Below are 21,377 nucleotides of genomic sequence, written 5' to 3'. Positions count from 1 at the left end.
CTGAGGTCCCAGGGCGGAAGGCGCTCAGCCTACAGATCCTCTCTGGGATGGCCCCATCCAGCGCCTGGCTTCACTCGTCCCCGGGGTCTTCCCCTTCGCTCGTGCCGGTGGCGTTGGCATTGGCGCGGTCGGTGGCGGCCTTGATTGCCGGGTTCTCCAGTAGCAGGCGGGTGCTGCTGCGCAGCTTCGGGCCCCAGAGCTGCTCCTTCTGGTAGGCCTCCAGCACGTAGTTGGGCTCGGTCGCCAGGGCCCGGCTGGCCATCTCCAGGGCTTCGTTCTGATCCCCGGCTCGGGCATTCAACGCCGCCGCCAGGGCGAGTAGCGGTTCAGCGGCCTTGGGGTTGATCTCCAGCGCCCGGCGCCAGCGGCGGATGGCGTCGTCGTTGCGGCCGAGCTCGAACAGCACCAGCCCCTGGTTGTTGATGGCCTCCCAGAAATTCTTGCGCAGACTCGAGGCCCGCTCAAACGACCCCAGGGCCGCCTGGGGATCGTTCAGTAGCAGGTGGGCATTGCCCAGATCGAAGTGGGCGCCGGGATTCTTGCCCTCGAACTTCAGTCCGGTCTCCAGCAGACCGACGGCCTGGCCAGGTTGGCCATCCCGCAGGGCCAGGGAGCCCTCCGCGAACCAGATGCCGGCATTGCGCGGATCGAGCTGCTTGGCGCGCGCCAGGGACTGAGCGGCGGGCTTGATCTGGTTGCTGCGCAGCTGCGCTTCCGCTAGCAGCACCCAGCCACGGGGGTCGTTGGGCAGGAGCTGCACCGTCAGGCCCGCCAGCCGGGCGGCGTCATCGGCTTGACCCAGACGCAGCAGGCGCGTGGCCGCCTGGGCGATGCCCAGGCCCGCCGCCTCCAGTTCCTCCCCCTTGGGCACAAAGACATAAGGCACTAGGGCCTGCGCCGAAGCAGCCGGGCCGATCGCCAGGGCCAGGGCCAGGGGAGCCGTCGCTAGACATTTCAACCAGCGCGCAGCCATGCCAGCGTCTCGATCCATGGCTCAGCCTAGGGGGCCGCTTCTGGGGTCCTGGACTGGGCCGACCGCAGATTGCGCCGCCACATCCAGGGCTTGATCCGGCGCAGGGCTGACCCGCGCAGCCGCTCGTCCCAATCGGCATCACTCCAGCTGAGGGCTTCGTCGGCCCGCAGGTTCAGCAGCCAGTCCCTGGGCTGCAGGTCTGGATCCTCCGAGCTGGGCAGGGGCTGACGGTTCCAGGGGCAGACGTCCTGGCAGATGTCGCAGCCGGCCACCCAGGGGCCCATGGCCGCCACCATGGCGGCGGGAAGGGTCTCGTCTCGATTCTCGATCGTGTGATACGCCAGGCAGCGGTTGGCATCCACCACAAAGGGCTCACTGATGGCGCCGGTGGGGCAGGCTTCGAGGCAGCGGCTGCAGGAGCCGCAGAGAGGTTCAGAGGGCGCATCGCCCGGGAGATCGACGGTGGTGAGCAAATGGCCGATCAGCATCCACGACCCCCGGCGGGGATGGATCAGGTTGCCGTTCTTGCCGATCCAGCCCAGACCCGCCTGTTCGGCCCAGGCCTTGTCCAGCAGGGGGGCGCTGTCCACGCAGGCCCGCCAGCCCACTCCGGGGCACTGCTCCTCCAGCCAACGCCCCAGCCGGCGCAGGCGCCCATCGATCACCCGGTGGTAATCCCTGCCCCAGCCATAGCGAGCGACGGCCAGGCTGCCCGGCGCTCGATTGGTGGCCACGTGATAGTTCAAGCCCACTGCCAGCAGGCTGCGCGCACCCGGCAGCAGGCTGCTGATCTGGCGGCGGCGGGGATCGGCCATCCAGGCCATGCCCGCCTGGTGACCGGCCTCCAGCCAACGCTCCAGCGCCGCATGGCGCAGGGGCATCCGCTCATCTCCCGGCAGGGCGGCCAGGCCCACCGGCTCAAATCCCTGGGCCCTGGCCTGGTCCTTGAGCGCAGCCGCCAGCTCCTGCAGGCGGCGCTCCGAGCCGGCCGACGAGAACGGTTGCTGGGGATGGCCTGAACTCACCCGTACAGTGATTCCTGCTTGATTGCCATCCTGCTGTGACCTTTGCCCCCACCGGCCGTCTTGGCTATCTCCTGCGCTGGCTCGGCCTCACCCTCGTCGTGCTGCTGGGGCTGCAACTGGCGGCGGTGGTGTCCGCCTGGAGCTGGCAGGAGGAGGCCTTCCGCCAGATGGTGATTGAGCGTTTGATCACCCAGTCGCCGATGGCCTTGGTGGGCCTGTTGCTGGCCCTGTTCGGCTCTCGCCTGGATCAGACCGATCCCCGCACCCCCCTGCGCTGGCTGGTGGCGGCCCTGGCGGCCCTGCTGGCCATTGGCCTGGCAGTGTCGGTGCCGATGGCCATCAGCGGCGATGGCGTGCTGACCGCCAAGACCGAGCAGACCCTCACCGCCCAGCGCAGCCAGCTGGAGATGGCCAAGCAGCAGAGCCAGAATCCCCAGGTGCTGGAGCAGCTGGTGCGCCAGGCCGAACAGTCGGGGCAGGTGCCTCCCCAGGCCACCCAAGAGCAGAAACAGCAGGCCGCCCGCGGCTTCATTGACCGCCAGCTCCAGCAGATGGAGCAGCAGTTCCAGGAAGCGGAGCGGGCCCAGGGTCTGGCGGTGAACCAGCGCCGCTTTGCCGGCACCGGTTCGGCCGCGGTGCAGGCCGTGGCCTTCACCCTGCTGGCCCTGGCCGCTCTGCTTTGAATTTCCCCAGCTACGCCTGGAACTGCTGCCGGCCCGGGCGGCTGGCTAGGTTGCTCTGAGCAATCCGAAAACCGGACAACCGAGACCATCGTTGGTGCAGTCGAGCCCCAGACCTGATCAACCGTTGGGGGCCCGGCTGCAGCAGGACCTCAAGAACGATCTGATCGCCGGTCTGCTGGTGGTCATTCCCCTGGCCACCACCATCTGGCTGGCCACCACGGTGAGCCGCTTCGTGCTGGCTTTTCTCACTTCGATTCCCAAGCAGTTCAATCCGTTCAATACCCTCAATCCACTCCTGCAGGAGTTGATCAACCTGGGGGTGGGGTTGCTGGTTCCCCTGCTGGGAATCCTGCTGATCGGCCTGATGGCCCGCAACATCGTCGGGCGCTGGCTGCTGGATTTCGGCGAGGAAACTCTCCAGCGCATTCCCCTGGCGGGCTCGGTCTACAAGACCCTCAAGCAGCTGCTGGAAACCGTGTTCCGCGACAATTCCACCCGCTTCCGCCGGGTGGTGCTCGTGGAATATCCACGCAAGGGACTGTTTGCCCTTGGTTTCGTCACCGGAGTGCTGGGCAATGTGATGCAGGGGGGCTTTGATCAGCCGATGCTGAGTGTGTTCATCCCCACGGCACCCAACCCCACCACCGGCTGGTACGCCGTGGTGCCGGAAACCGCGGTCCGCGATCTGGACCTCTCGGTGGAGGATGCCTTCCGCACGATCATCTCCGCCGGGATCGTCAGCCCTGATGATGAGCGTGAAACCCCCGCCAGTCGCAGTTTTTCCAGCCTGCTGGCCCAGCTGCGCGCTCCCGTCTTCTCCTCCGTTACGCCCAACAAGCCCTGATCCGCGGCCTGCCACCCTCGCCCCACCTGATGTCGAGTCGATCCGTCTCCCGAGAACTGGCCCTGCTGATGCTGGGCCAGGTCAATGACCGCGTGCCCCCGGCTGATCTGCCGCTTGAAACGCTGTTGCAGCAGGCCCTCGCCAGCCTGGGCCAGCACGTGCGCGAGGCCCTCGACAACTCCGAGCTCGATCTGCAGCAGGCGCAGCAACACCTGCTGGAGAGCGAGCTGATCGATGGGGCCGAGCAGATTCCCCGGGTGCGGGATCTGCTGCAGCGGGGCCTGACCCATGCCGAGCAGGCCCTCAACCGGCTTTCGGCCAGCCTGGAGTTGCCGCGGCTGCTGATGCTCGCCGACCAGGGCGAGATCCGCGAGGGGGCGATCGCCCGCACCCGCGCCGTGCTGCAGGAGCGCGAGGCGTTGGATTCCCGGCTTGATGGGGTGATGGAGGGCTGGCGCCTTGGCCGTTTGCCCCGCATCGACCGCGACATCCTGCGTTTGGCGGCCGTGGACCTGCACACGTTTGGAACCCCCGCTCCGGTGGCCTGCAACGAGGCGGTGGAGCTGGCCAATCGCTACAGCGATGAACAGGGCCGCCGGATGATCAACGGCATCCTGCGCCGCCTCACCACCTCCGTCTCCTGAGCCACCATGGTCTTCGACTGGTTCCGGCGGCGCACAACCAGCAGCGAGCCGGCGGCTGACTCTGCCCCTGCCCCTGCGCCAGAGGCGCTTGCACAACCTCCAGCTGATCCCCCCGCTCCGGCCGTGCCAGCCGCTGAGCCCGCACCCCAGCCGGCCGCCCAGTCTTCTGCCTCCGCTCCCTCTGTGGATCAGGACGCGCTGGACTGGGCCCGCCAGGCCTATGCCCGCCTCAAGGCGGAGCAGGAGCGCAGCCAGCAGGGCGCTGAACCGACGTCGGAACCCGTTGTGGCCGAGGTGCCTCCACCGGAACTCTCTTCTGCTCCAGAGCCGGAGACTTCCCCACAGCAGCCTCCAGAGCCGGAGGCGCCCTGCCCCGCTGGCCCCTCCCTGCTGGAGCTGGCCGCGGCCAGCCGGGCCGAGCGGCAGCAGGCCGTGGTCGCCCCCATCACGGTCCCCGAGCCCCAGGCCCGGCCCACGGCTCCCCCCGGTGAAGAGGTCAGTCCCCAGCTGGGCTCCTTCGATGCCGATTTCACCTGGTCAGCTGAGGTGCTCGCGGCCCAGGGTCGGAGCGTCGATCAGGTGTCGCTTGAGGAGATCGACTGGCTCAGCCGCCTGCGCCGCGGCATGGAGAAGACTCGCCGCGGCCTGGTCACCCAGCTGCTCGACAACCTCGGCGACGATCCCCTCACCCCGGAGGTGCTCGACGATCTCGAAACGAGCCTGCTGCGCGCCGATGTGGGCGTGCAGGCCACCGACCATGTGCTCGAAGCCCTGCGCCGGCGTCTGAATGAAGAGGTGGTGGAGCCGGCGGAAGGCCTTCGCTTTCTCAAGGAGCAGCTGCGCGGCCTGCTGGACACACCGATCACGGCCAGCGGCGAGCCGCTGCTGGCCCCCCGGCGCGATCGACTCAACATCTGGCTGCTGGTGGGGGTGAATGGGGTGGGCAAGACCACGACCCTGGGCAAGCTGGCCAACCTGGCGGTGCGCAGCGGCTACAGCTGCCTGATCGCCGCCGCCGACACCTTTCGCGCCGCCGCCGTGCAGCAGGTCAGCGTCTGGGGCGAGCGCAGCGGTGTGCCGGTGATCGCCAACCCCAGCGCCAATGCCGATCCGGCCGCCGTTGTGTACGACGCCATCGGCGCGGCCCGCTCCAAGGGCACCGAGCTGGTGCTGGTGGACACCGCCGGCCGGCTGCAGACCAAGCACAACCTGATGGAGGAGCTGAGCAAGGTGCGGCGCATCATCGACAAGCTGGCTCCAGAGGCGGCGGTGGAATCGCTGCTGGTGCTCGACGCCAGCCAGGGGCAGAACGGCCTGCGCCAGGCGATGGCCTTCGCCAGTGCCGCCGGCCTGACTGGGGTGGTGCTCACCAAGCTCGATGGCAGTGCCCGGGGGGGCGTCGCCCTGGCGGTGGCCTCCGAAGCCGGCCTGCCCATTCGCTTCATCGGCGCCGGCGAGGGCATCCGTGACCTGCGGCCCTTCAACAGCTTTGAGTTCGTCGAGGCGCTGCTCTCCAGCTGAGCGGCTGGTTGCGGGGAATCCTGCTACCGTTCGGCCCCTGCTGCCGCATGTTTCGAGCCGCAGGCCGCCAGCTCGCGTGCCCCTGCCACCGCCCCGGCCCCATCAGGCTCTCACGGCATCGGCTTCCCTGCGGCAGCTGCTCGACAGCCTCAGCCGGGAGCAACGGCGCAACCAGGAGCTGCTGGCTTCCCTGGGCTTCGCCCTGCGCAGCTTCACCAACCTGAACCGCTTCCTGGAGCTGGTTCCCCTGGTGTCCTCCCGCCTGGTGGGTGCCGAGGCCGGTCTGCTGGTGGTGTTTCACCCCGACGGTCGCCTCTGGCGGGAGCACACCCAGGCCAGTCCCGTGGCCCGCAGCGCTGAACTGGTGCGGCTGCTGGGGGAGCTGGATCTGCCCGCCGGCCTGGCTGACGAGGAGGAGGTCTCCCAGCTGGACCTGCAGGTGCGTCGTCTGCTGGGGGAGGTGCAGCTGTTCGGCACCTCCGTGGTGGCCCGCAACCGGGCCCGCGGACGCCTCTACGTCTTCGGCAGCGCTGAAGGCCTGGCCTGGAGCGATGTCCACCGCCGCCACGTGCAGCTGGTGGCCGACCTCACGGGCGTGGCGATCGAAACCGAGCAGCTGCAGGACGATCGCCGCCGCCATGAGCGCCTCGATCGCCAGCTCAACACCGGCGCAGAGATCCAGGCCCAGCTGCTGCCTGACCAGTGCCCGGTGATCGAGGGGGTGGAGCTGGCCGCCCGCTGCCGCCCGGCCTTCGAGGTGGGGGGCGACTACTACGACTTCATCCCGACCCGGCCCCGGCTCACGGGTCGTCGCCGCGAAACGTCCCGCTGGGCCCTGGTGATGGGCGATGTGATGGGCAAGGGGGTGCCCGCCGGTCTGCTGATGACCCTGCTGCGGGGCATGCTGCGGGCCGAGGTGCTCAGCGGCCATGCTCCCGACCGGATCCTGCACGACCTCAACGAACTGGCGCAGGAGGACCTGGCCCATTCTCACCGCTTCGTGACCCTCTTCTATTCCGACTTCGACCCCCGCAGCCGCCTGCTGCGCTATGCCAACGCCGCCCACAATCCGCCCCTGCTCTGGCGGTACCAGGGCCACGGGGTGGAGCGGCTCGATGCCCCGGGGCTGCTGATCGGCCTGCAACCGGAGGCCCACTACGGCTGTGAGCGGGTGGTGCTGGAGCCCGGCGATGTGGTGCTCTACTACACCGATGGGGTCAGTGAGGCGCTCGGCCTCAGCGGTGATCGATTTGAGGAGGAGCGCCTGCAGCGGCACCTGGGGGAGGCCTGCCGTGCCGGTAAGGGCGCCCAGGCTGTGCTCGATAGCCTCTTCCAGCGGCTCGATCGTTTCGTGGGTGCTGATCGCCAGCTGAGCGACGATGCCTCGATGGTGGTGCTGAAGGTGCGCGAGGAGGTGATGCTCCCCTCCCTGCCCAGCTGAGGGCGGCCCCGCGCAAGTCGCCCCGGCAGGAAAATCCCCCAGGCTCGGATGCGAAGCTGACCCTTCGCGGCAAGGTTCGGCTTCGATGGCGGCACAGGCTTCCCAACCGGCGCGATGGAGTGACCGTTTCGAGGAAGGGCTCCACCCGGCGATCGAGCGCTTCAATGCTTCGATCGGCTTCGACATCACCCTGCTGCAGCAGGACCTCGATGCCTCCATCGCCCACGCCCGCATGCTCGGCCGCTGCGGGGTGATCAGCGTCGCCGAGGCCGACCAGCTGATCGCGGCCCTCGAAACGGTGCGCACCGAGGCGGCCGACGGCCACTTTCGCCCTGGGCTTGAAGACGAAGACGTGCACTTCGCGGTGGAGCACCGCCTGATCGCCCTGATCGGGCCCCTGGGCAAGAAGCTGCACACCGGCCGCAGCCGCAATGACCAGGTCGGCACTGATCTGCGCCTCTGGCTGCGCCAGGCGATCGATGGCCTCGATGCCGGTCTGCGCCGCTTCCAGCAGGCCCTGCTCGACCAGGCGGACAACCACCTGTACACCCTCATTCCCGGCTACACCCATCTGCAGCGGGCCCAGCCCCTCTCCCTGGCTCACCACCTGCTGGCCTATGTCGAGATGGCCGAACGCGACCGCCAGCGCCTGGCGGATGTGCGCGGCCGGGTGAACATCTCGCCCCTGGGGGCAGCGGCCCTGGCCGGTACGCCGGTGCCGATCGATCGGCGGCTGACGGCCAAAGACCTGGGCTTCGAGGCGATCTATGCCAACAGCCTCGATGCCGTCAGCGACCGCGACTTCGCCGTGGAGTTCAGCGCCGCCGCCAGCTTGATCCTGGTGCACCTCAGCCGCCTCTCGGAGGAGGTGATCCTCTGGGCCAGCGAGGAGTTCGGCTTTGTGCGCCTCACCGACCGCTGCGCCACCGGCAGCAGCTTGATGCCCCAGAAGAAGAACCCCGATGTGCCTGAGCTGGTGCGCGGCAAGGCCGGCCGGGTCTTCGGCCACCTGATGGGTCTGCTGACGATGATCAAGGGGCTTCCCCTGGCCTACAACAAGGACTTCCAGGAGGACAAGGAGGCCCTTTTCGATGTGGTGCGCACCACCGCGGATTGCCTCGAAGCGATGGCGATCCTGCTGGAGGAGGGCATTCGCTTCCGGCCCGAGCGGCTGGAGCAGGCCGTGGCGGCTGATTTCTCCAATGCCACCGATGTGGCCGACTACCTGGTGGCCCGGGAGGTGCCCTTCCGTGAGGCCTATCAGCTGGTGGGCGGCCTGGTGAAAACCTGCCTCAGCGAGGGGCTGCTGCTCAAGGATCTGCCCCTGGAGCGCTGGCGAGAGCTCCATCCCGCCTTCGAGGCCGACATCCATGCCGCTATCGAGCCGCGGCAGGTGGTGGCCGCCCGCCGCAGTGAGGGGGGCACGGGCTTTGAGCGGGTGGCCGAGCAGCTCCAGCGCTGCCGAGAGCGCCTCGGACCGCAGGAACCCCAGGCGCCAGCCCCCTAGCCCTAGAGGCCCCGCTGCTCCAGCTCCAGGGCCGCGGCCTCCAGCACCTCGGGGCCGGCGCTTCGCTCCCCCGCCCGCTCTCCCAGCCGGCGACGCCAGTACCGGGCCCCCGGCACGCCCTCCACCAGATGCACCAGGTGGCGGGCGATCGGCCAGAGCCGTCCGCCGGCTCCGCACCAGCGGCTGGCATGGGGGATCAGACCCCGCACCACCGCTGAGGCCGAGGCCAGAGGTCGCCCATGGCAGCCGAACAGCTCCTGGTCGACCGTGGCCCAGCGCAGGGGATGCTCGTAGGCGGCGCGACCCACCATCACCCCATCCACCTGCGTGAGGTGCTCCTGGCAGGTTTCCAGGCTGAGCAGCCCGCCATTGATCTCGACCGTCAGCTGGGGCCGGTCCCGTTTGAGCTGATGCACCAGGTCGTGGCGCAGGGGCGGAATCGTGCGGTTCTGCTTCGGATCCAGGCCGTGGAGCCAGGCCTTGCGGGCATGGACGCTGAAGCGGCTGGCGCCGGCGCCGGCCACGGTGTCCACGAAGGCCAGCAGCAACTCATAGCTGTCCTGATCATCGATGCCGATGCGGTGCTTGACCGTCACCGGCAGGGACGACGCGGCCGCCATCGCTTCCACGCAGCGGGCCACCCGGTCGGGGTCCGCCATCAGGCAGGCCCCGAAGCGTCCCTGCTGCACCTTGGGGCTGGGGCAGCCCACATTGAGGTTGATCTCGTCGTAGCCCCAGGCGGCCGCCAGCTGGGCGGATTCCGCCAGCAGCGCCGGATCGTCGCCCCCCAGCTGCAGCGCCAGGGGGTGCTCCTGGGGATCGAAGTCCAGCAGGGTGTCGCGGCGGCCGTGGTGCAGGGCCTGCGCCACCACCATCTCGGTGTAGAGCAGGGCGCGACGGCTGATCTGCCGCATCAGCACGCGGAAGTGCCGATCGGTGCAGTCCAGCATCGGCGCCACACTGAAGCGGTAGGCCCCGGCAACGGGCGTCGTCGCGTTCTCTCCCTGCCCCATCCGCCCATGCTGCCTGTCGACTGGTCCCTGGTAGTCGCCGGGGGCGGACCCGCCGGCTACATGGCGGCCATCACCGCCGCGGAGCAGGGGCTGGCGGGGGTGCTGCTGCTGGAGGCCACGCCCCAGCCGCTGGGCAAGGTGCTGATCAGCGGCGGCGGGCGCTGCAACGTCACCCATGCCTGCTGGGATCCCCTGGCCCTGGTGGGCCACTACCCCCGGGGCTCGCGGGCCCTGCGTGGACCATTCAGCCGCTTCGCCACCGGCGATTGCCTGGCCTGGTTCGCCGAGCGGGGGCTGGAGCTTGTAGAGGAGCCCGATGGCCGCCTCTTTCCCCGCAGCAATCGCTCCAGCAGCGTGGTGGCCGTGCTGGAGGCCGCCGCCGCCGCCGCCGGGGTGACCGTCTGGAGGGGGGCCTCCCTGCGCCAGGTGGATGTGCGCGCGGGGGGTGGCTTCCAGCTGACGTTGCGGCTGGCGGCGGGGCTGGCCCATGGGGCTTCCAGCGCCATCAGCGCCGATCGCCTGCTCCTCGCCACCGGGGGCCATCCCAGTGGTCGTCAGCTGGCCAGCCAGTTGGGCCATGCCGTGGTGCCACCGGTGCCCTCCCTGTTCACCCTGGCCCTGGAGGCCAATCCCCTGGCGGCCCTGCGTGGGGTGGTGATGGATCCGGTGGGACTGGAGCTGCGCCTGCCCTGCGGGCGCTTTCGCGAGCGCGGGGTGCTGCTGATCACCGGCTGGGGGGTGAGTGGTCCGGCCACCTTGAGGCTCACCGCCTTTGCGGCCCGGGCGCTGAAGGAGTGCGGGTACCGCGGTGAGCTGCGCATCGACTGGAGCGGCGGCAGCAGCGCCGAGGAGCTCAGCCAGCTCTTCTCGGCCGCCCGCAGCCAGCAGGCCCGCCGCCAATTGCTCAATGCCCGCCCCTGGCCCGAGCTCAGCCGCCGCCTCTGGATCCACGTGCTGGAGCGCCATGGGGTGGCCCCCGACCAGCGCTGGGCTGATCTGCGCCGGCGCGACGAGGACAGGCTGATGGGCGCCCTGCGCTCCACCTCCTACGCGGTGGGGGGCCGCGGCCCCTTTGGCGAGGAATTCGTCACGGCCGGCGGCGTGAGTCTGGGGGAGGTGAACCTGGCCACGATGGAGAGCCGCAAGCAGCCGGGCCTGTACTTCGCCGGTGAGCTGCTGGATGTGGACGGGGTCACCGGCGGCTTCAACTTCCAGCACTGCTGGACCAGCGGCTGGGTGGCCGGCGGCGCCATTGCCCAGGCCGCCCAGACGGGATTGGCGGTGGCTGGGCGTTCAGCGGATCTTGTCGAAGACGGAGAACATCGGTAGGTACATGGCCACGAGAATGGCCCCCACGATGATGCCAACGAGCACGATCATGATCGGCTCCAGCAACGAGGTCAGTGCCTTCACGGCCACTTCCACCTCATCTTCGTAGAAGTCGGCCACTTTGGAGAGCATGGCATCCATTTCCCCGGTTTCTTCGCCAATGGCCAGCATGCTGAGGGCCATTTCCGGAAAGACGTGCTTACGAGCGAGGGCCACACTCACAGGTATGCCATCTTGAATCTCCACTCGGCAGTCCTCGATTGCATCGGCAAAGATTGAATTGCTTGAGGTGTCTCGAACAATTTCCAGACTCATCAGAATCGGCACACCGGCTTTGCTCAGTGAGCTGAAGGTTCGACAGAACTGGGCTGTTTCAGTTTTCTGGATCAAATCACCGAATAGAGGAATCTTCAGGATGAAGCCGTCAACCCTGCGCTTGCCCACAGGCGTTTTGTAGAAGCCGACGAACAGCCATCCAGCCAGGATCAGAAAGGCGATCAGGAACAGGGAGAAAGCCGAGCGCAGCAGCGCGCTCAGATTCACCATCATCTGGGTGAAAACCGGCAGCTCCGCACCCAGTTGCTCGAAGATATCGGCGAAGGTGGGGATCAGGAAAATCGTCATGCCGAGGAACACGGCAATGGCGATGAGCAGTACGATCACCGGATAGGCTAGGGCCCCCTTGATCTGATTCTGGAGCTTGGCGTTCTGCTCCAGCAACAGGGCGAGCCGTTTGAGGGTTTCATCGAGAACCCCGCCGAGCTCACCGGCTTCGACCATGGCAATAGTGATTCGATCGAAGACCTTGGGCCAGCGGCGCATCGCCACCCCCAGGCTCACCCCCTGGCTCACATCGCTGGCGAGGGATTCGAGGGCTTGCCGAAAAATCGGCTTCTGCTGCTGCTTGGCCACCAGGGTGAGGCCACGCACAATCGGCACGCCAGAATCCACCAGTGCCGAGAGCTTGCTGGCGAACAGCGCCTTTTCCCGGACATTGGGCCTGGCCTGGAATACCGTCCCTAGATCCTGGCTGAACAGACTGGCTCCCCCCTTGCCGCTTGCCTGCACCGAGCGGGTCGAGGCAATCGGCACCACGGAGGTGGCGGCAATGCCTCGACGGCGCAGTTCGCGCTTGGCGGTGGCCAGATCAGGGGATTTGAGCTGGACCACCTTCTGTTGGCCCCGCTGGTTGGCGTAGGTGGCGGTGAAGATGGCGGTGGGCCCTTCCCTGGCCGGAACCAGGGACTGGGCGAGGATGCCCCGCCGGCGCAGGTTGCGGCGGGCAGTGGGCAGGTCCGAGGCCTCAACCCGTAGCTCCCGCAGCTCCCCCAGGGTGCTGGTGTACGTGGCCAGAAAGGCAGGCATGGTGGATCCTGATCAGAGGGAATTGCCCAGCAGCCGGTTCAACTCATCTGGCTTGGTGGAATGGGTGCGGGCTTCCTCCAGGGCGATGTCCCCCTGCTTGACCATGTCGGCCAGGGCTTTCTCCAGGGTCTGCATGCCCAGCTGGCCGCCGGTCTGAATCTGCGAATAGATCTGAGCTGTTTTCGCTTCGCGGATCAGATTGGCCAGGGCCGGTGTGTTGATCATGATCTCTTGGGCCATCACCCGGCCATAGCTGTGGCTGGAGGGGGAGCTTCTGAGGCAGAGCGTCTGGGCAAAGATCGCCGCCAGGCTGCTGCTGAGCTGGGTACGGATCTGGGCCTGTTGGCCCGCTGGGAACACATCCACCATGCGATCCACGGTCTGGGCGGCGGAACTGGTGTGCAGGGTGGCGAACACCAGGTGACCGGTTTCGGCAGCGGTGATGGCCAGCTGGATCGTTTCCAGATCACGCATTTCCCCCACCAGAATCACATCGGGATCCTCGCGCAAGGCCGCCCGCAGGGCATTGCTGAAACTTTTGGTGTCTTCGTTTAGCTGACGTTGATGGATCAGGCTCTTGTCATTGGTGTAGGCGAATTCAATCGGATCCTCGATTGTGATGATGTGCTCGGCTCGGCTGTGGTTGATGTGATCCAGCAGCGAGGCCAGGGTTGTGCTCTTGCCTGATCCGGTCGGTCCCGTCACCAGCACCAATCCTGAGGGTCGCTTGGTGATGTCCACCACCACCGGAGGCAGGCCCAGCTCCTGGGGGGTGGGTACTTTGCTGTTCAGGGCCCGCATCGAGGCGGCATAGGTGCCGCGCTGGCTGAAGACGTTGATGCGGAAGCGGGCCAGGCCGCGCAGGCCATAGGAGCAATCGAGTTCCCAGGTCTGCTCCAGCTGCTTGCGCTGGGAGTTGCTGAGGATCGAGAAGATCATGCGATTGCAGGACTCCTCGCTCAGGGCCTGCTCCCGCATCGGCCTGAGTTCTCCGTTGAAGCGCCCGTAGGGTTGCTGGCCGGCTGAGAGGTGAAGGTCGCTGCCCTTCTGCTCCACCAGCTCTTCCATCAACTCCTCGATCTGGAGCTCCATCAAAGCCGTGCTGGATTCTCCTGGATTCTGAAGGCCGCACCGGTGGCCCGCAACACTCAGCGCCGGGGGGTCAAGCAGTAGGGGCACTCCAGCCATTCATCCCTGAGTCCTGCCCCGCAGCCCTGGCAGGTCAGGGTGGTGAGTGCCTGGGCGCGCCGCTGGGATTCCAGTTCGGTGTCGGTGAGCAGCATCCGCTCCACCTCCTCAAGGGTGGTCTGGCCGTGGCGCACCAGTTCCAGGCCATAGACCAGCAGGGTTTTCATGCCGGTCTCGATCGACAGGTTGCGGATCACGTCGGTGCTGGCGCCCTTGGCGATGGCACTGGCGAGGTTGTCGTTGATCCTCAGCACTTCAAAGACGCCGATGCGGCCCTTGTAGCCTCGTCCCTGGCAAGTGGGGCAGCTGCTGCCGTCGGCCCTGGCTCCCCGTTGGGCTTTGTAGAACGTGATCGATTGCTCCTGGCTGGCGAAGAGGCCGAAATGGCCCAGCTCTTCCTCCCCTGGGTGGTAGGGCCTACGGCACGACTCGCAGACCTTGCGCAGCAGCCGCTGGGAGACGATCCCGATCAGGGAGGCACTCACCATGAAGGGCTCGACGCCCATCTCGTTGAGCCGGGCGATGGCACTGGGCGCGTCGTTGCAGTGCAGGGTCGTGAGCACCAGGTGGCCGGTCAGGGCCGCCTCGATGGCGGTCTTGGCCGTTTCTCCATCGCGGGTTTCCCCCACCAGCAGCACGTCTGGGTCCTGGCGCATGAAGGCCCGCAGGGCGGTGCTGAAGTCGTAGCCCTTGTCGCGGTTCACCTGGGTCTGGGTGATGCCCTTGAGCATGTACTCGATCGGATCCTCGACCGTCGAGATGTTGATGCCGGGTTCGTTGCGCTCCGCCAGCAGGGAATAGAGCGTGGTGGATTTCCCCGACCCGGTGGGCCCGGTCACCAGCACCATGCCGAAGGGCCGCGAGCCCATCGAGCGAACGGTATTGAGGGCGGCGGGTTCGGTGATCAGCCGGTCAAGGCCCAGGCGGGTGCTGCCGCTGTCGAGCAGGCGCAGCACTACCTTCTCCCCCCAGCGACCGGGCAGGGTGCTCACCCGCAGTTCGATCGTGCGGCCGCGGAACATCCGGCGGATGCGGCCGTCCTGGGGCATTCGCCGTTCGGCAATGTCCAGCTCGGCCATGATCTTGAAGCGCGAGGTGACCGCGGGTGCCAGGCTTTTGGGCAGGTGTTCGACCGGATGCAGTACACCGTCCTGGCGAAAGCGGATCCGCAGTCCGTCTTCCTCGGGCTCCACGTGGATGTCGCTCGATTCCGACTCCATCGCCTGGATCAGGATGCGGTTCACCAGGCTCACCACCGGTGAGGCGTTGGAGGCCTTGAGGCTGGCCTCCAGATCCAGGTCCTGCTCCTCGGCAGGGGGCGCCTCCTCCAGGCGGTCTTCCAGGCTGAGGCCCTCCAGCAGCGAGAGGCCGTTGGGTTGGGAGGTCTGGGCGCTGTCTTCGCTGGGGCGATGGCGACGGTCGGCCATCTTCTGCTGAAGCGCTTCGCTGATCTCCTCCTGCAGCCCCAGGCGCAACTGAGGGGTGATGCCGTTGGCTAGTACCGCCGCCTCCAGTTGCTGGCGCTGCTGCGCAGGCCAGTAGCTGGGGATGGCGATCAAGAGCTGCTCTCCCTGGCGCACCAGGGGTAGGGCCACCCACTCCCGCCAGTGCTGGGCATCAATCCTGGGGCAGGCCTCAGCGGCCCGCGGGTCGGCCTGATGCAGGTCCACGGGGAGCAGCAGCTTCTCACCGCTGAGCAGCTCGGCCTCCAGTCGCCGCTGCTGGAGCGTTTCGGCCGCAGGGACCGGGCGTGTCAGCGAAAGAGTCATGGCCGAGTGGGGGCCGAAGGGAGCAGGTGCGGGCTTCCGCCGCTTGTGGGAGGAGCCCGTCGACCAGCAACATGTTTAGGACCGAACGGCGTTGCAGTCAGCATGAGCGGCGAAGCCACTCCCTTCCCCCAGGATCCCTCCGCCGAGGCGGACTCCCTGATTCAGGACCTTGATCAGTCGGGGGGGGACACTCCGGCTGACACCGGCCCCCAGGAGCCGGCCTCCAGTGATCCACAGGCCGCGGCCGCGGCCGATGGGGACGGCGAGCCCCTGGCCCAGCGGCTGGCCGCGGAACTGGAGACCCTGCGGCGGGAGCACGAGACCATGCGCTCCCAGTACATGCGCATCGCCGCCGACTTCGACAACTTCCGCAAGCGCCAGAGTCGCGATCAGGAGGACCTGCGCCTGCAGATCGCCTGCTCCACCCTCAGCGAGATTCTGCCGGTGGTCGACAACTTCGACCGCGCCCGCCAGCAGCTCGATCCCCAGAGCGAGGAGGCGCAGGCCCTGCACCGCAGCTATCAGAACCTCTACAAGCAGCTGGTGGATGCTTTCAAGCAACTGGGGGTGGCCCCGATGCGGGTGGAGGGTGAACCCTTCGATCCCAACCTGCACGAAGCGGTGCTGCGCGAGCCCAGTGATCTGGTGAACGAGGATCTGGTGATCGAGGAACTCCAGCGCGGTTATCAGCTGAACGGGCGCGTGCTGCGCCATGCTCTGGTCAAAGTTTCGATGGGACCGGGCCCCGGGGCCTCGCAGGGGGCAGCGCCCCTGGCCCAGGACGGGACAGCGGGTGCTGAGGAATCCAGCTGATGGCCGAGTACTACGACCTGCTGGGGGTGTCCCGCGACGCGGATGCCGACACCCTCAAGCGGGCCTACCGACGCCTGGCCCGCCAGTACCACCCCGACATCAACAAGGAGCCCGGTGCGGAGGACCGCTTCAAGGAGATCGGTCGGGCCTATGAGGTGCTCAGTGATCCTCAGACCCGGGCTCGCTACGACCAGTTCGGTGAAGCGGGTGTCTCCGCTGCCGGTGCCCCCGACATGGGTGACATGGGCGGGTTCGCTGACCTCTTCGAGACCTTCTTCAGTGGCTTCGGTGGGGCCGCTGCTGGCGGTGGAGCTGGCGCTGGTCCCCGCCGCCGTGGCCCCCGTCAGGGGGACGATCTTCGCCTCGATCTGAGCATCAGCTTCAACGAAGCGGTCTTCGGCCAGGAGAAAGAGGTGCAGATCCGTCACCTGGAAACCTGCACCACCTGCCAGGGCAGCGGCGCCAAGAGCGGCAGCGGTCCCACCACCTGTGGCACCTGCGCTGGCCAGGGTCAGGTGCGCCGGGCCACCCGCACCCCCTTTGGCAGCTTCACCCAGGTGGCCCCCTGCCCCACCTGCGAGGGAAGCGGCCAGGTGATCGCCGATCCCTGTGGCGCCTGCGGCGGCCAAGGGGTGCAGCAGGTGCGCAAGAAGCTGCGCATCACCATCCCCGCCGGCGTCGACTCCGGCACCCGCCTGCGCGTGGCCGGTGAGGGCAATGCCGGCCAGAGAGGCGGCCCCGCCGGTGATCTCTACGTGTACCTGTTCGCTCAGGCCCACGACAAGCTGCGCCGCGATGGGATCCATATCCACTCCGAGGTGGCGGTGAACTACCTCCAGGCCATCCTCGGCGACACCATCGAGGTGGACACGGTGGATGGAGCGGCCACCCTGGAGATTCCGGCGGGCACCCAACCGGGCACCAGCCTCACCCTCAGCGGCAAGGGGATCCCCAAGTTGGGCAATCCGGTGGCCCGCGGCAACCACCTCTTCAGCGTCAAGGTGCAGGTGCCCACCAAGCTCAGCAGCCACGAACGGGAGCTGCTGGAGGAGCTGGCTGGCCACCATTCCAGCAAGGACCATCCCCATAAGAGCGGCCTGTTCGGCGGGTTGTTCGGTTAGCGCCATGCCCTGCCTGTGACCTTCAGCCCTGCTTCGGGGTCTCCACCCAGGGAGCCCGCCCGGCGGCTCGATCTGCGCGGCACCCCCTGCCCGCTCAACTTCATCCGCAGCCGGCTGGCGCTCGAGACGATCGCGGTCGGTGAGTGGCTGCAGCTCAACCTCGACGCCGGTGAACCCGAGTGGATGGTGGCGGAGGGCCTGCGCCAGGAGGGTCACCTGGTTATTCAGGGGCCTGCAGCCAGCGAGGACGCCAGGGTCGCTGGGGACGCCGAAGACACCCAGATCGCCCAGGTCCAGGAGGGGGTCAGCTTGTGGATTCGCCGTCATGGGGGCTGAGGGCGAGGCCAGGGCTGAGGGGAGACAGCCCATGGTCCAGGGTCTGGTCACCGCAATTCAGGCCAATTTCTGCCAGGTGAGCCTGGAGATTCCCGGCCCCGGTGGGCTGGAGCAGCTGCTCTGCACCCGGCGCAGCCGGCTGGGTCAGGCGGGTGCGCGCATCCACGTGGGCGATCGGGTGGGGCTGGAGGGCATCGACTGGCCGGCGGGCCGTGCCGCCGTAGGGGATCTGCTGCCGCGCACCAGCCTGCTGGGGCGCCCACCGGTGGCCAATTGCGACCGCATCGTGGTGGTCATCGCCATGGCCGAGCCCGAGCCGGATCCCGAGCAGCTCAGCCGTTTTCTGCTTACCGCCGAGCACAGCGGCCAACCGGTGGAGGTGGTGTTCTCCAAGGCGGATCTGGTTCCGCCCGATCAGCTCGAGAGCTGGCGGCAACGGGTCAGAAGCTGGGGCTATGACCCGATCGCGGTCAGCACAGCCAGCGGCGATGGGTTGGCCCACCTGAAGGAACGGTTGGCCCAGCGCGGCATCGCCGTGGTCTGCGGCCCCTCCGGGGTGGGCAAGAGCAGCCTGCTCAATGCCCTGGTGCCGGCCCTGGCCCTGCGGGTCGGGACTGTCTCAGGACGGCTCCGGCGCGGACGCCACACCACCCGCCATGTAGAGCTTTTCCCCCTGGCCCCCGGTGCCCTGATCGCCGACACCCCTGGCTTCAACCGGCCCGAGCTGCCCCGCGATCCCGCTGTGCTGCCGGCCCTGTTCCCGGAGATCGCTGCTGCCCTGCGGGACGGTCCCTGCCGCTTCAGCAACTGCCGGCACCGCGGTGATCCAGGCTGCCGGGTGGGCACCGCCTGGGACCGTTACCCCTACTACGCCGAGGGCCTGGCCGAGTTGCAGTTGGCCAGTGCCGCGGCCCTCGAGACCCGCCCCCAGCGACCCCCCAGCGGCCCATCCCGCCGCCGTCAGCGTCAGCAGGAGCCTGATCTGGGCTGATCAGCGATGAATCTCCCGCCGCCTCAGCCCCCCAGGCCGGGCAAGTTGAGGCCACCGGTGAGTTCCTCCATCCGCTCCTTCATCGTGCCGGTGGAGACGTCGTAGGCGGCCTTGAGGGCCTCAAGGGTGGCGGCCTCGGTGGCCTCGGCACCATCGGCCAGCAGTTCGGCGGAGAGCCGCACCTTCAAGGGCTGCTGGTTGCCGGTCAGCCAGACGCTGGCTCGGCCATCGGCACTGCTGCCCTCCAGTTCCATGGCGTCGAGCTCGTCCTGGAGCTTCTGGGCGTCCTGCTGGATCTGCTGGGCCTTGCGGAAGGCTTCGGTCAGCTGTCCAAAGTTGGGAAGTCCGAAGCCGGCCATGCAGGAATCAAGAGCGCTGGTTCAGGCTACGCCGCAAGGGAAGTCCCCCAGCCGCTTCACCTCGGTGTGCAGCTCGATGCCGTGGACGCTGAAGACCCGCTGCTGCACCAGCCGGATCAGTTGCTCGATGTCGGCGGCAGAGGCGCCGCCGGTGTTGACGATGAAATTGGCGTGGATCGGCGAGACCATGGCCCCTCCGAGCGCCAGACCCTTGAGTCCCAGCTGCTCGATCAACTGGCCGGCCTTGCGCGGTTCCGGGTTGCGGAACACGCTGCCGCAGCTGGGCTGCTGGTAGGGCTGGCTGCTGGTGCGGCTGGAGAGGTTGGCGCTGGTGCGCCGGCTGATCTCGGCTGGATCATGGCCCGAGCTGAGGCGGAACCGGGCCGAGAGCACCAGCAGGGGTTCCGCCTGCAGGCGGCTGTGGCGATAGTCGAACTCCAGCTCGCTGGCCTGCAGCACGAAGGGGCCATCCCCCCGGCCGGGATCCAGCACGGTCACCTCCTGGAGCCAGTCCGCCGTGCAGCCCCCCTGGGCACCGGCGTTCATCACGGCAGCACCGCCCACAGTGCCGGGGATGCCCACCGCCCACTCCAGGCCGCTCAGACCCGCGCGGGCTGCCTTGCGCGCCAGAGTCGGGATCGGTTCGCCAGCCTGGGCCTCCACCAGCCCGCTGGCCGCATCGATCACGCTGCCCTGCAGCCTGCGGTTGCAGAGGGTGAGGCCGGCCAGGCCGCCGTCGCTCACCAGCAGGTTGGAGCCGGCTCCGATCAGACGCAGGGGCAGTTTTTCGGTCAAGGCCCAGCGGGCCAGGGCCACCAGTTCCTCGCCACTAGCCGGCTCCGCGAACCATTCAGCCGGCCCACCCACTTTCCAGGTGGTGAAGTCGGCCAGGGAGATCTGGCTCAGGGTTCGTTCGTGGGCCGGAGTGACGGGCACCGTTCAGGCCGCCAGGCGAGCGGCGGGTGCATCCGGTGCATCGGGTGAGCTCAGATCCGCGAGGTCCTCCAGGCGAGACCAGAGGCCATTCACATCGCCCGCTCCCATCACCAGCACCAGATCACCGGGCCGGGTGCGGCGCACCACCTGTTCAGCCAGCTGGTCGAGGCTGGCGCTCACCGCCAGGGGCAGCTCAGGGCGCAGGTGCTGGAGGCGATCAGCCAAAGCCTGGCTGTTGACGCCGGCGATGGGCGCTTCGCCAGCGGCGTAGAGAGGGGCCAGCAGCACCGTGTCGGCGAGGGCGAGTGCAGCGGCGAATGCATCGAGAAATTCGGCGGTGCGGCTGTAGCGGTGCGGCTGGAACACAGCCACCACTCGTTGGGGCACCTCCGGCAGGGGGCTGCGGCCGCTGGTCACCATCAGGCGGGCCATGAGCAGGGTGGCCTCCACCTCACTGGGGTGGTGGGCGTAGTCGTCGACCACCTGGCGGCCGGCCCAGGGGCCGCGGAAGTCGAAACGACGGCCGGGGGAGCGCAGGGTTGCCATCGCCGTGGCCAGGGCGCCGAAGGGGACACCCTCCAGGCGACAGGCCGCCAGGGCGGCGGTGGCGTTGCTGAGGTTGTGGCGACCGGGCAGGGGCAGGCTGAAACGTCCCACCAGCTCACCATTTTCGTAGAAGTCGGCCACGGTGCCTTCGCCGTGCTCCTCCACCGCCAGGGCGGCGAACTCCACCCCGTCGCTGCGCTCGATCGACCACCAGGCTCCGGGCTGGAAATGCTGGCTCAGCACCGGACAGTCGGCATTGGCCAGCAGAGATCCACAGCCGGCGGCGAAGCGCTGGAGCGTCTGGATCAGAGCCTCGAGGTCGGGGTAGTGATCGGTGTGGTCCAGCTCCAGGTTGGTGATCAGCCCGAGGCTGGATCTGAATTTCACCAGGGAGCCGTCGGACTCATCGGCCTCGGCCACCAGCACCCGGCCGCGGCCACTGCGGGCATTGCTCTGAAAGGCCGGCACGATGCCGCCGATCACGGCGGTGGGGTCCTGGTCGGTGGCCGCCAGCAGGGTGGCGATCAGGGTGCTGGTGGTGGTCTTGCCGTGGCTGCCGGCCACGGAGATCGACGGCTGGGCGTTGATCAGGTCCGCCAGCACGTCGGAGCGGTGGCAGATGCTCAAGCCGGCCTGGCGGGCCGCCATCAGCTCGGGATTGGTCTCCGGAACCGCCGTGCTGATCACCACCAGCGCTGAGCTGTCGCCATCCCGGTTGAGGGCGGTGATGGTACCGGCGTCCTGGTGGGCGAACACCCGCACCCCACGGCGACGCAGCGACTCCAGCACCGGACTGTCACGGGTGTCCGATCCGCTCACCTGAAAACCGCGGTCGGCCAGGATCCCGGCCAGGGCCGACATTCCTATGCCGCCGACCCCGATGAAGTGAAGGGGAGCCCGGTGGTCGAGCAGCGGTGCCAAATGCGTCTCCATGCGCACCCGAAGGTAGGTGCTGACGCCGCTTTTGTCTCTC

General features: G+C 68.0%; 20 protein-coding genes. 11 read left to right on the top strand and 9 right to left on the bottom strand.

Translation table 11 applies throughout. From position 1 onward, the window contains the following. Nucleotides 1–70: 70 nt before the first annotated feature. Nucleotides 71–991, bottom strand: coding sequence for a tetratricopeptide repeat protein (locus tag KBY67_RS00495; RefSeq protein ID WP_255107445.1), 921 nt, complete (start codon nt 989–991; stop codon nt 71–73). An 8-nt stretch (nt 992–999) separates the two neighbouring features. Beyond that, nucleotides 1,000–1,998, bottom strand: a complete 999-nt coding sequence (gene queG / locus KBY67_RS00490) for a tRNA epoxyqueuosine(34) reductase QueG (RefSeq protein ID WP_399213607.1) — start codon at nt 1,996–1,998, stop codon at nt 1,000–1,002. A gap of 35 nt (nt 1,999–2,033) precedes the next feature. On the opposite strand from queG, the gene KBY67_RS00485 reads away from it, so the two are divergent. From KBY67_RS00485 to argH, 6 genes are all read left to right on the top strand, one after another. Next, a complete protein-coding gene (locus tag KBY67_RS00485; RefSeq protein ID WP_255107443.1) occupies nt 2,034–2,681 on the top strand; it encodes an HpsJ family protein in 648 nt (215 codons plus the stop codon). A 91-nt stretch (nt 2,682–2,772) separates the two neighbouring features. After that, on the top strand, nt 2,773–3,525 hold the full coding sequence (locus tag KBY67_RS00480; RefSeq protein WP_255107441.1) for a DUF502 domain-containing protein: 753 nt from the start codon (nt 2,773–2,775) through the stop codon (nt 3,523–3,525). Nucleotides 3,526–3,554: 29 nt separating this feature from the next. After that, complete coding sequence (gene nusB / locus KBY67_RS00475; RefSeq protein ID WP_255107438.1) at nt 3,555–4,169, top strand: transcription antitermination factor NusB; 615 nt, start codon at nt 3,555–3,557, stop codon at nt 4,167–4,169. 6 nt (nt 4,170–4,175) lie between these two features. Beyond that, a complete protein-coding gene (gene ftsY, locus KBY67_RS00470) occupies nt 4,176–5,690 on the top strand; it encodes a signal recognition particle-docking protein FtsY (RefSeq protein ID WP_255107436.1) in 1,515 nt (504 codons plus the stop codon). Between the two features lie 76 nt (nt 5,691–5,766). After that, nucleotides 5,767–7,131: a PP2C family protein-serine/threonine phosphatase gene (locus tag KBY67_RS00465; protein ID WP_255107434.1), complete on the top strand. Its 1,365-nt coding sequence runs from the start codon at nt 5,767–5,769 to the stop codon at nt 7,129–7,131. 85 nt (nt 7,132–7,216) lie between these two features. Then, a complete protein-coding gene (gene argH, locus KBY67_RS00460) occupies nt 7,217–8,638 on the top strand; it encodes an argininosuccinate lyase (RefSeq protein WP_255107432.1) in 1,422 nt (473 codons plus the stop codon). Nucleotides 8,639–8,640: 2 nt separating this feature from the next. On the opposite strand, the gene dusA is transcribed toward argH, so the two are convergent. Continuing rightward, a complete protein-coding gene (gene dusA, locus KBY67_RS00455; protein ID WP_399213602.1) occupies nt 8,641–9,651 on the bottom strand; it encodes a tRNA dihydrouridine(20/20a) synthase DusA in 1,011 nt (336 codons plus the stop codon). Nucleotides 9,652–9,657: 6 nt separating this feature from the next. On the opposite strand from dusA, the gene KBY67_RS00450 reads away from it, so the two are divergent. Next, nucleotides 9,658–10,980: an NAD(P)/FAD-dependent oxidoreductase gene (locus KBY67_RS00450; protein ID WP_255107429.1), complete on the top strand. Its 1,323-nt coding sequence runs from the start codon at nt 9,658–9,660 to the stop codon at nt 10,978–10,980. Here KBY67_RS00450 and KBY67_RS00445 read toward each other — a convergent pair. The 3 genes from KBY67_RS00445 to KBY67_RS00435 are packed head-to-tail and all read right to left on the bottom strand — an operon-like array spanning nt 10,945 to nt 15,302. Next, nucleotides 10,945–12,345 carry a type II secretion system F family protein gene (locus tag KBY67_RS00445; protein WP_255107427.1) on the bottom strand — a complete coding sequence of 467 codons (1,401 nt, stop codon included), beginning with the start codon at nt 12,343–12,345 and terminating at the stop codon, nt 10,945–10,947. The two genes, KBY67_RS00450 and KBY67_RS00445, sit on opposite strands and share 36 nt — an antisense overlap. A 12-nt stretch (nt 12,346–12,357) precedes the next feature. Continuing rightward, nucleotides 12,358–13,437: a type IV pilus twitching motility protein PilT gene (locus KBY67_RS00440; RefSeq protein ID WP_255107425.1), complete on the bottom strand. Its 1,080-nt coding sequence runs from the start codon at nt 13,435–13,437 to the stop codon at nt 12,358–12,360. Between the two features lie 56 nt (nt 13,438–13,493). Then, the gene (locus KBY67_RS00435; protein WP_255107423.1) at nt 13,494–15,302 is read right to left on the bottom strand and encodes a GspE/PulE family protein; all 1,809 of its coding nucleotides are present in this window, start codon (nt 15,300–15,302) and stop codon (nt 13,494–13,496) included. Between the two features lie 102 nt (nt 15,303–15,404). Between KBY67_RS00435 and grpE the strand changes: the two genes are divergently transcribed. Genes grpE through rsgA form a run of 4 tightly spaced genes read left to right on the top strand, consistent with a single transcriptional unit; the run spans nt 15,405 to nt 18,563 of the window. Then, the gene (gene grpE / locus KBY67_RS00430; protein ID WP_255107421.1) at nt 15,405–16,115 is read left to right on the top strand and encodes a nucleotide exchange factor GrpE; all 711 of its coding nucleotides are present in this window, start codon (nt 15,405–15,407) and stop codon (nt 16,113–16,115) included. Beyond that, nucleotides 16,115–17,236: a molecular chaperone DnaJ gene (dnaJ, locus tag KBY67_RS00425; RefSeq protein WP_255107419.1), complete on the top strand. Its 1,122-nt coding sequence runs from the start codon at nt 16,115–16,117 to the stop codon at nt 17,234–17,236. Before grpE ends, dnaJ begins: the two co-directional genes overlap by 1 nt. Before the next feature lie 15 nt (nt 17,237–17,251). Beyond that, nucleotides 17,252–17,572: a sulfurtransferase TusA family protein gene (locus tag KBY67_RS00420; RefSeq protein ID WP_255107417.1), complete on the top strand. Its 321-nt coding sequence runs from the start codon at nt 17,252–17,254 to the stop codon at nt 17,570–17,572. After that, nucleotides 17,562–18,563 carry a ribosome small subunit-dependent GTPase A gene (gene rsgA, locus KBY67_RS00415; protein ID WP_255107414.1) on the top strand — a complete coding sequence of 334 codons (1,002 nt, stop codon included), beginning with the start codon at nt 17,562–17,564 and terminating at the stop codon, nt 18,561–18,563. The genes KBY67_RS00420 and rsgA overlap by 11 nt, the downstream gene beginning before the upstream one ends. 23 nt (nt 18,564–18,586) lie before the next feature. On the opposite strand, the gene KBY67_RS00410 is transcribed toward rsgA, so the two are convergent. Genes KBY67_RS00410 through murC form a run of 3 tightly spaced genes read right to left on the bottom strand, consistent with a single transcriptional unit; the run spans nt 18,587 to nt 21,325 of the window. Further along, nucleotides 18,587–18,922 (bottom strand): YbaB/EbfC family nucleoid-associated protein, encoded by a 336-nt coding sequence (locus KBY67_RS00410; RefSeq protein ID WP_255107412.1) that lies wholly within the window; start codon nt 18,920–18,922, stop codon nt 18,587–18,589. Nucleotides 18,923–18,943: 21 nt separating this feature from the next. Then, a complete protein-coding gene (murB, locus tag KBY67_RS00405) occupies nt 18,944–19,858 on the bottom strand; it encodes a UDP-N-acetylmuramate dehydrogenase (protein ID WP_255107410.1) in 915 nt (304 codons plus the stop codon). A gap of 3 nt (nt 19,859–19,861) precedes the next feature. Then, entirely contained in the window at nt 19,862–21,325 is a 1,464-nt protein-coding gene (murC, locus tag KBY67_RS00400; protein WP_255107602.1) for a UDP-N-acetylmuramate--L-alanine ligase, read from the bottom strand. Nucleotides 21,326–21,377: the final 52 nt, after the last annotated feature.

It is taken from the genome of Synechococcus sp. RedBA-s (genome assembly GCF_024345495.1).
Classification (GTDB): domain Bacteria; phylum Cyanobacteriota; class Cyanobacteriia; order PCC-6307; family Cyanobiaceae; genus Regnicoccus_A.
This window is presented reverse-complemented; position numbering and strand designations above follow the sequence as displayed.

What these genes read in the sequence shown, in the direction of transcription:
- ftsY (WP_255107436.1), top strand. Translation starts at nt 4,176, where the DNA reads ATGGTCTTCGACTGGTTCCGGCGGCGCACAACCAGCAGCGAGCCGGCG.
- KBY67_RS00445 (WP_255107427.1), bottom strand. Translation starts at nt 12,345, where the DNA reads ATGCCTGCCTTTCTGGCCACGTACACCAGCACCCTGGGGGAGCTGCGG.
- dnaJ (WP_255107419.1), top strand. Translation starts at nt 16,115, where the DNA reads ATGGCCGAGTACTACGACCTGCTGGGGGTGTCCCGCGACGCGGATGCC.
- dusA (WP_399213602.1), bottom strand. Translation starts at nt 9,651, where the DNA reads ATGGGGCAGGGAGAGAACGCGACGACGCCCGTTGCCGGGGCCTACCGC.
- KBY67_RS00450 (WP_255107429.1), top strand. Translation starts at nt 9,658, where the DNA reads ATGCTGCCTGTCGACTGGTCCCTGGTAGTCGCCGGGGGCGGACCCGCC.
- nusB (WP_255107438.1), top strand. Translation starts at nt 3,555, where the DNA reads ATGTCGAGTCGATCCGTCTCCCGAGAACTGGCCCTGCTGATGCTGGGC.
- grpE (WP_255107421.1), top strand. Translation starts at nt 15,405, where the DNA reads ATGAGCGGCGAAGCCACTCCCTTCCCCCAGGATCCCTCCGCCGAGGCG.
- KBY67_RS00435 (WP_255107423.1), bottom strand. Translation starts at nt 15,302, where the DNA reads ATGACTCTTTCGCTGACACGCCCGGTCCCTGCGGCCGAAACGCTCCAG.
- argH (WP_255107432.1), top strand. Translation starts at nt 7,217, where the DNA reads ATGGCGGCACAGGCTTCCCAACCGGCGCGATGGAGTGACCGTTTCGAG.
- KBY67_RS00495 (WP_255107445.1), bottom strand. Translation starts at nt 991, where the DNA reads ATGGATCGAGACGCTGGCATGGCTGCGCGCTGGTTGAAATGTCTAGCG.
- rsgA (WP_255107414.1), top strand. Translation starts at nt 17,562, where the DNA reads ATGGGGGCTGAGGGCGAGGCCAGGGCTGAGGGGAGACAGCCCATGGTC.
- KBY67_RS00410 (WP_255107412.1), bottom strand. Translation starts at nt 18,922, where the DNA reads ATGGCCGGCTTCGGACTTCCCAACTTTGGACAGCTGACCGAAGCCTTC.
- KBY67_RS00440 (WP_255107425.1), bottom strand. Translation starts at nt 13,437, where the DNA reads ATGGAGCTCCAGATCGAGGAGTTGATGGAAGAGCTGGTGGAGCAGAAG.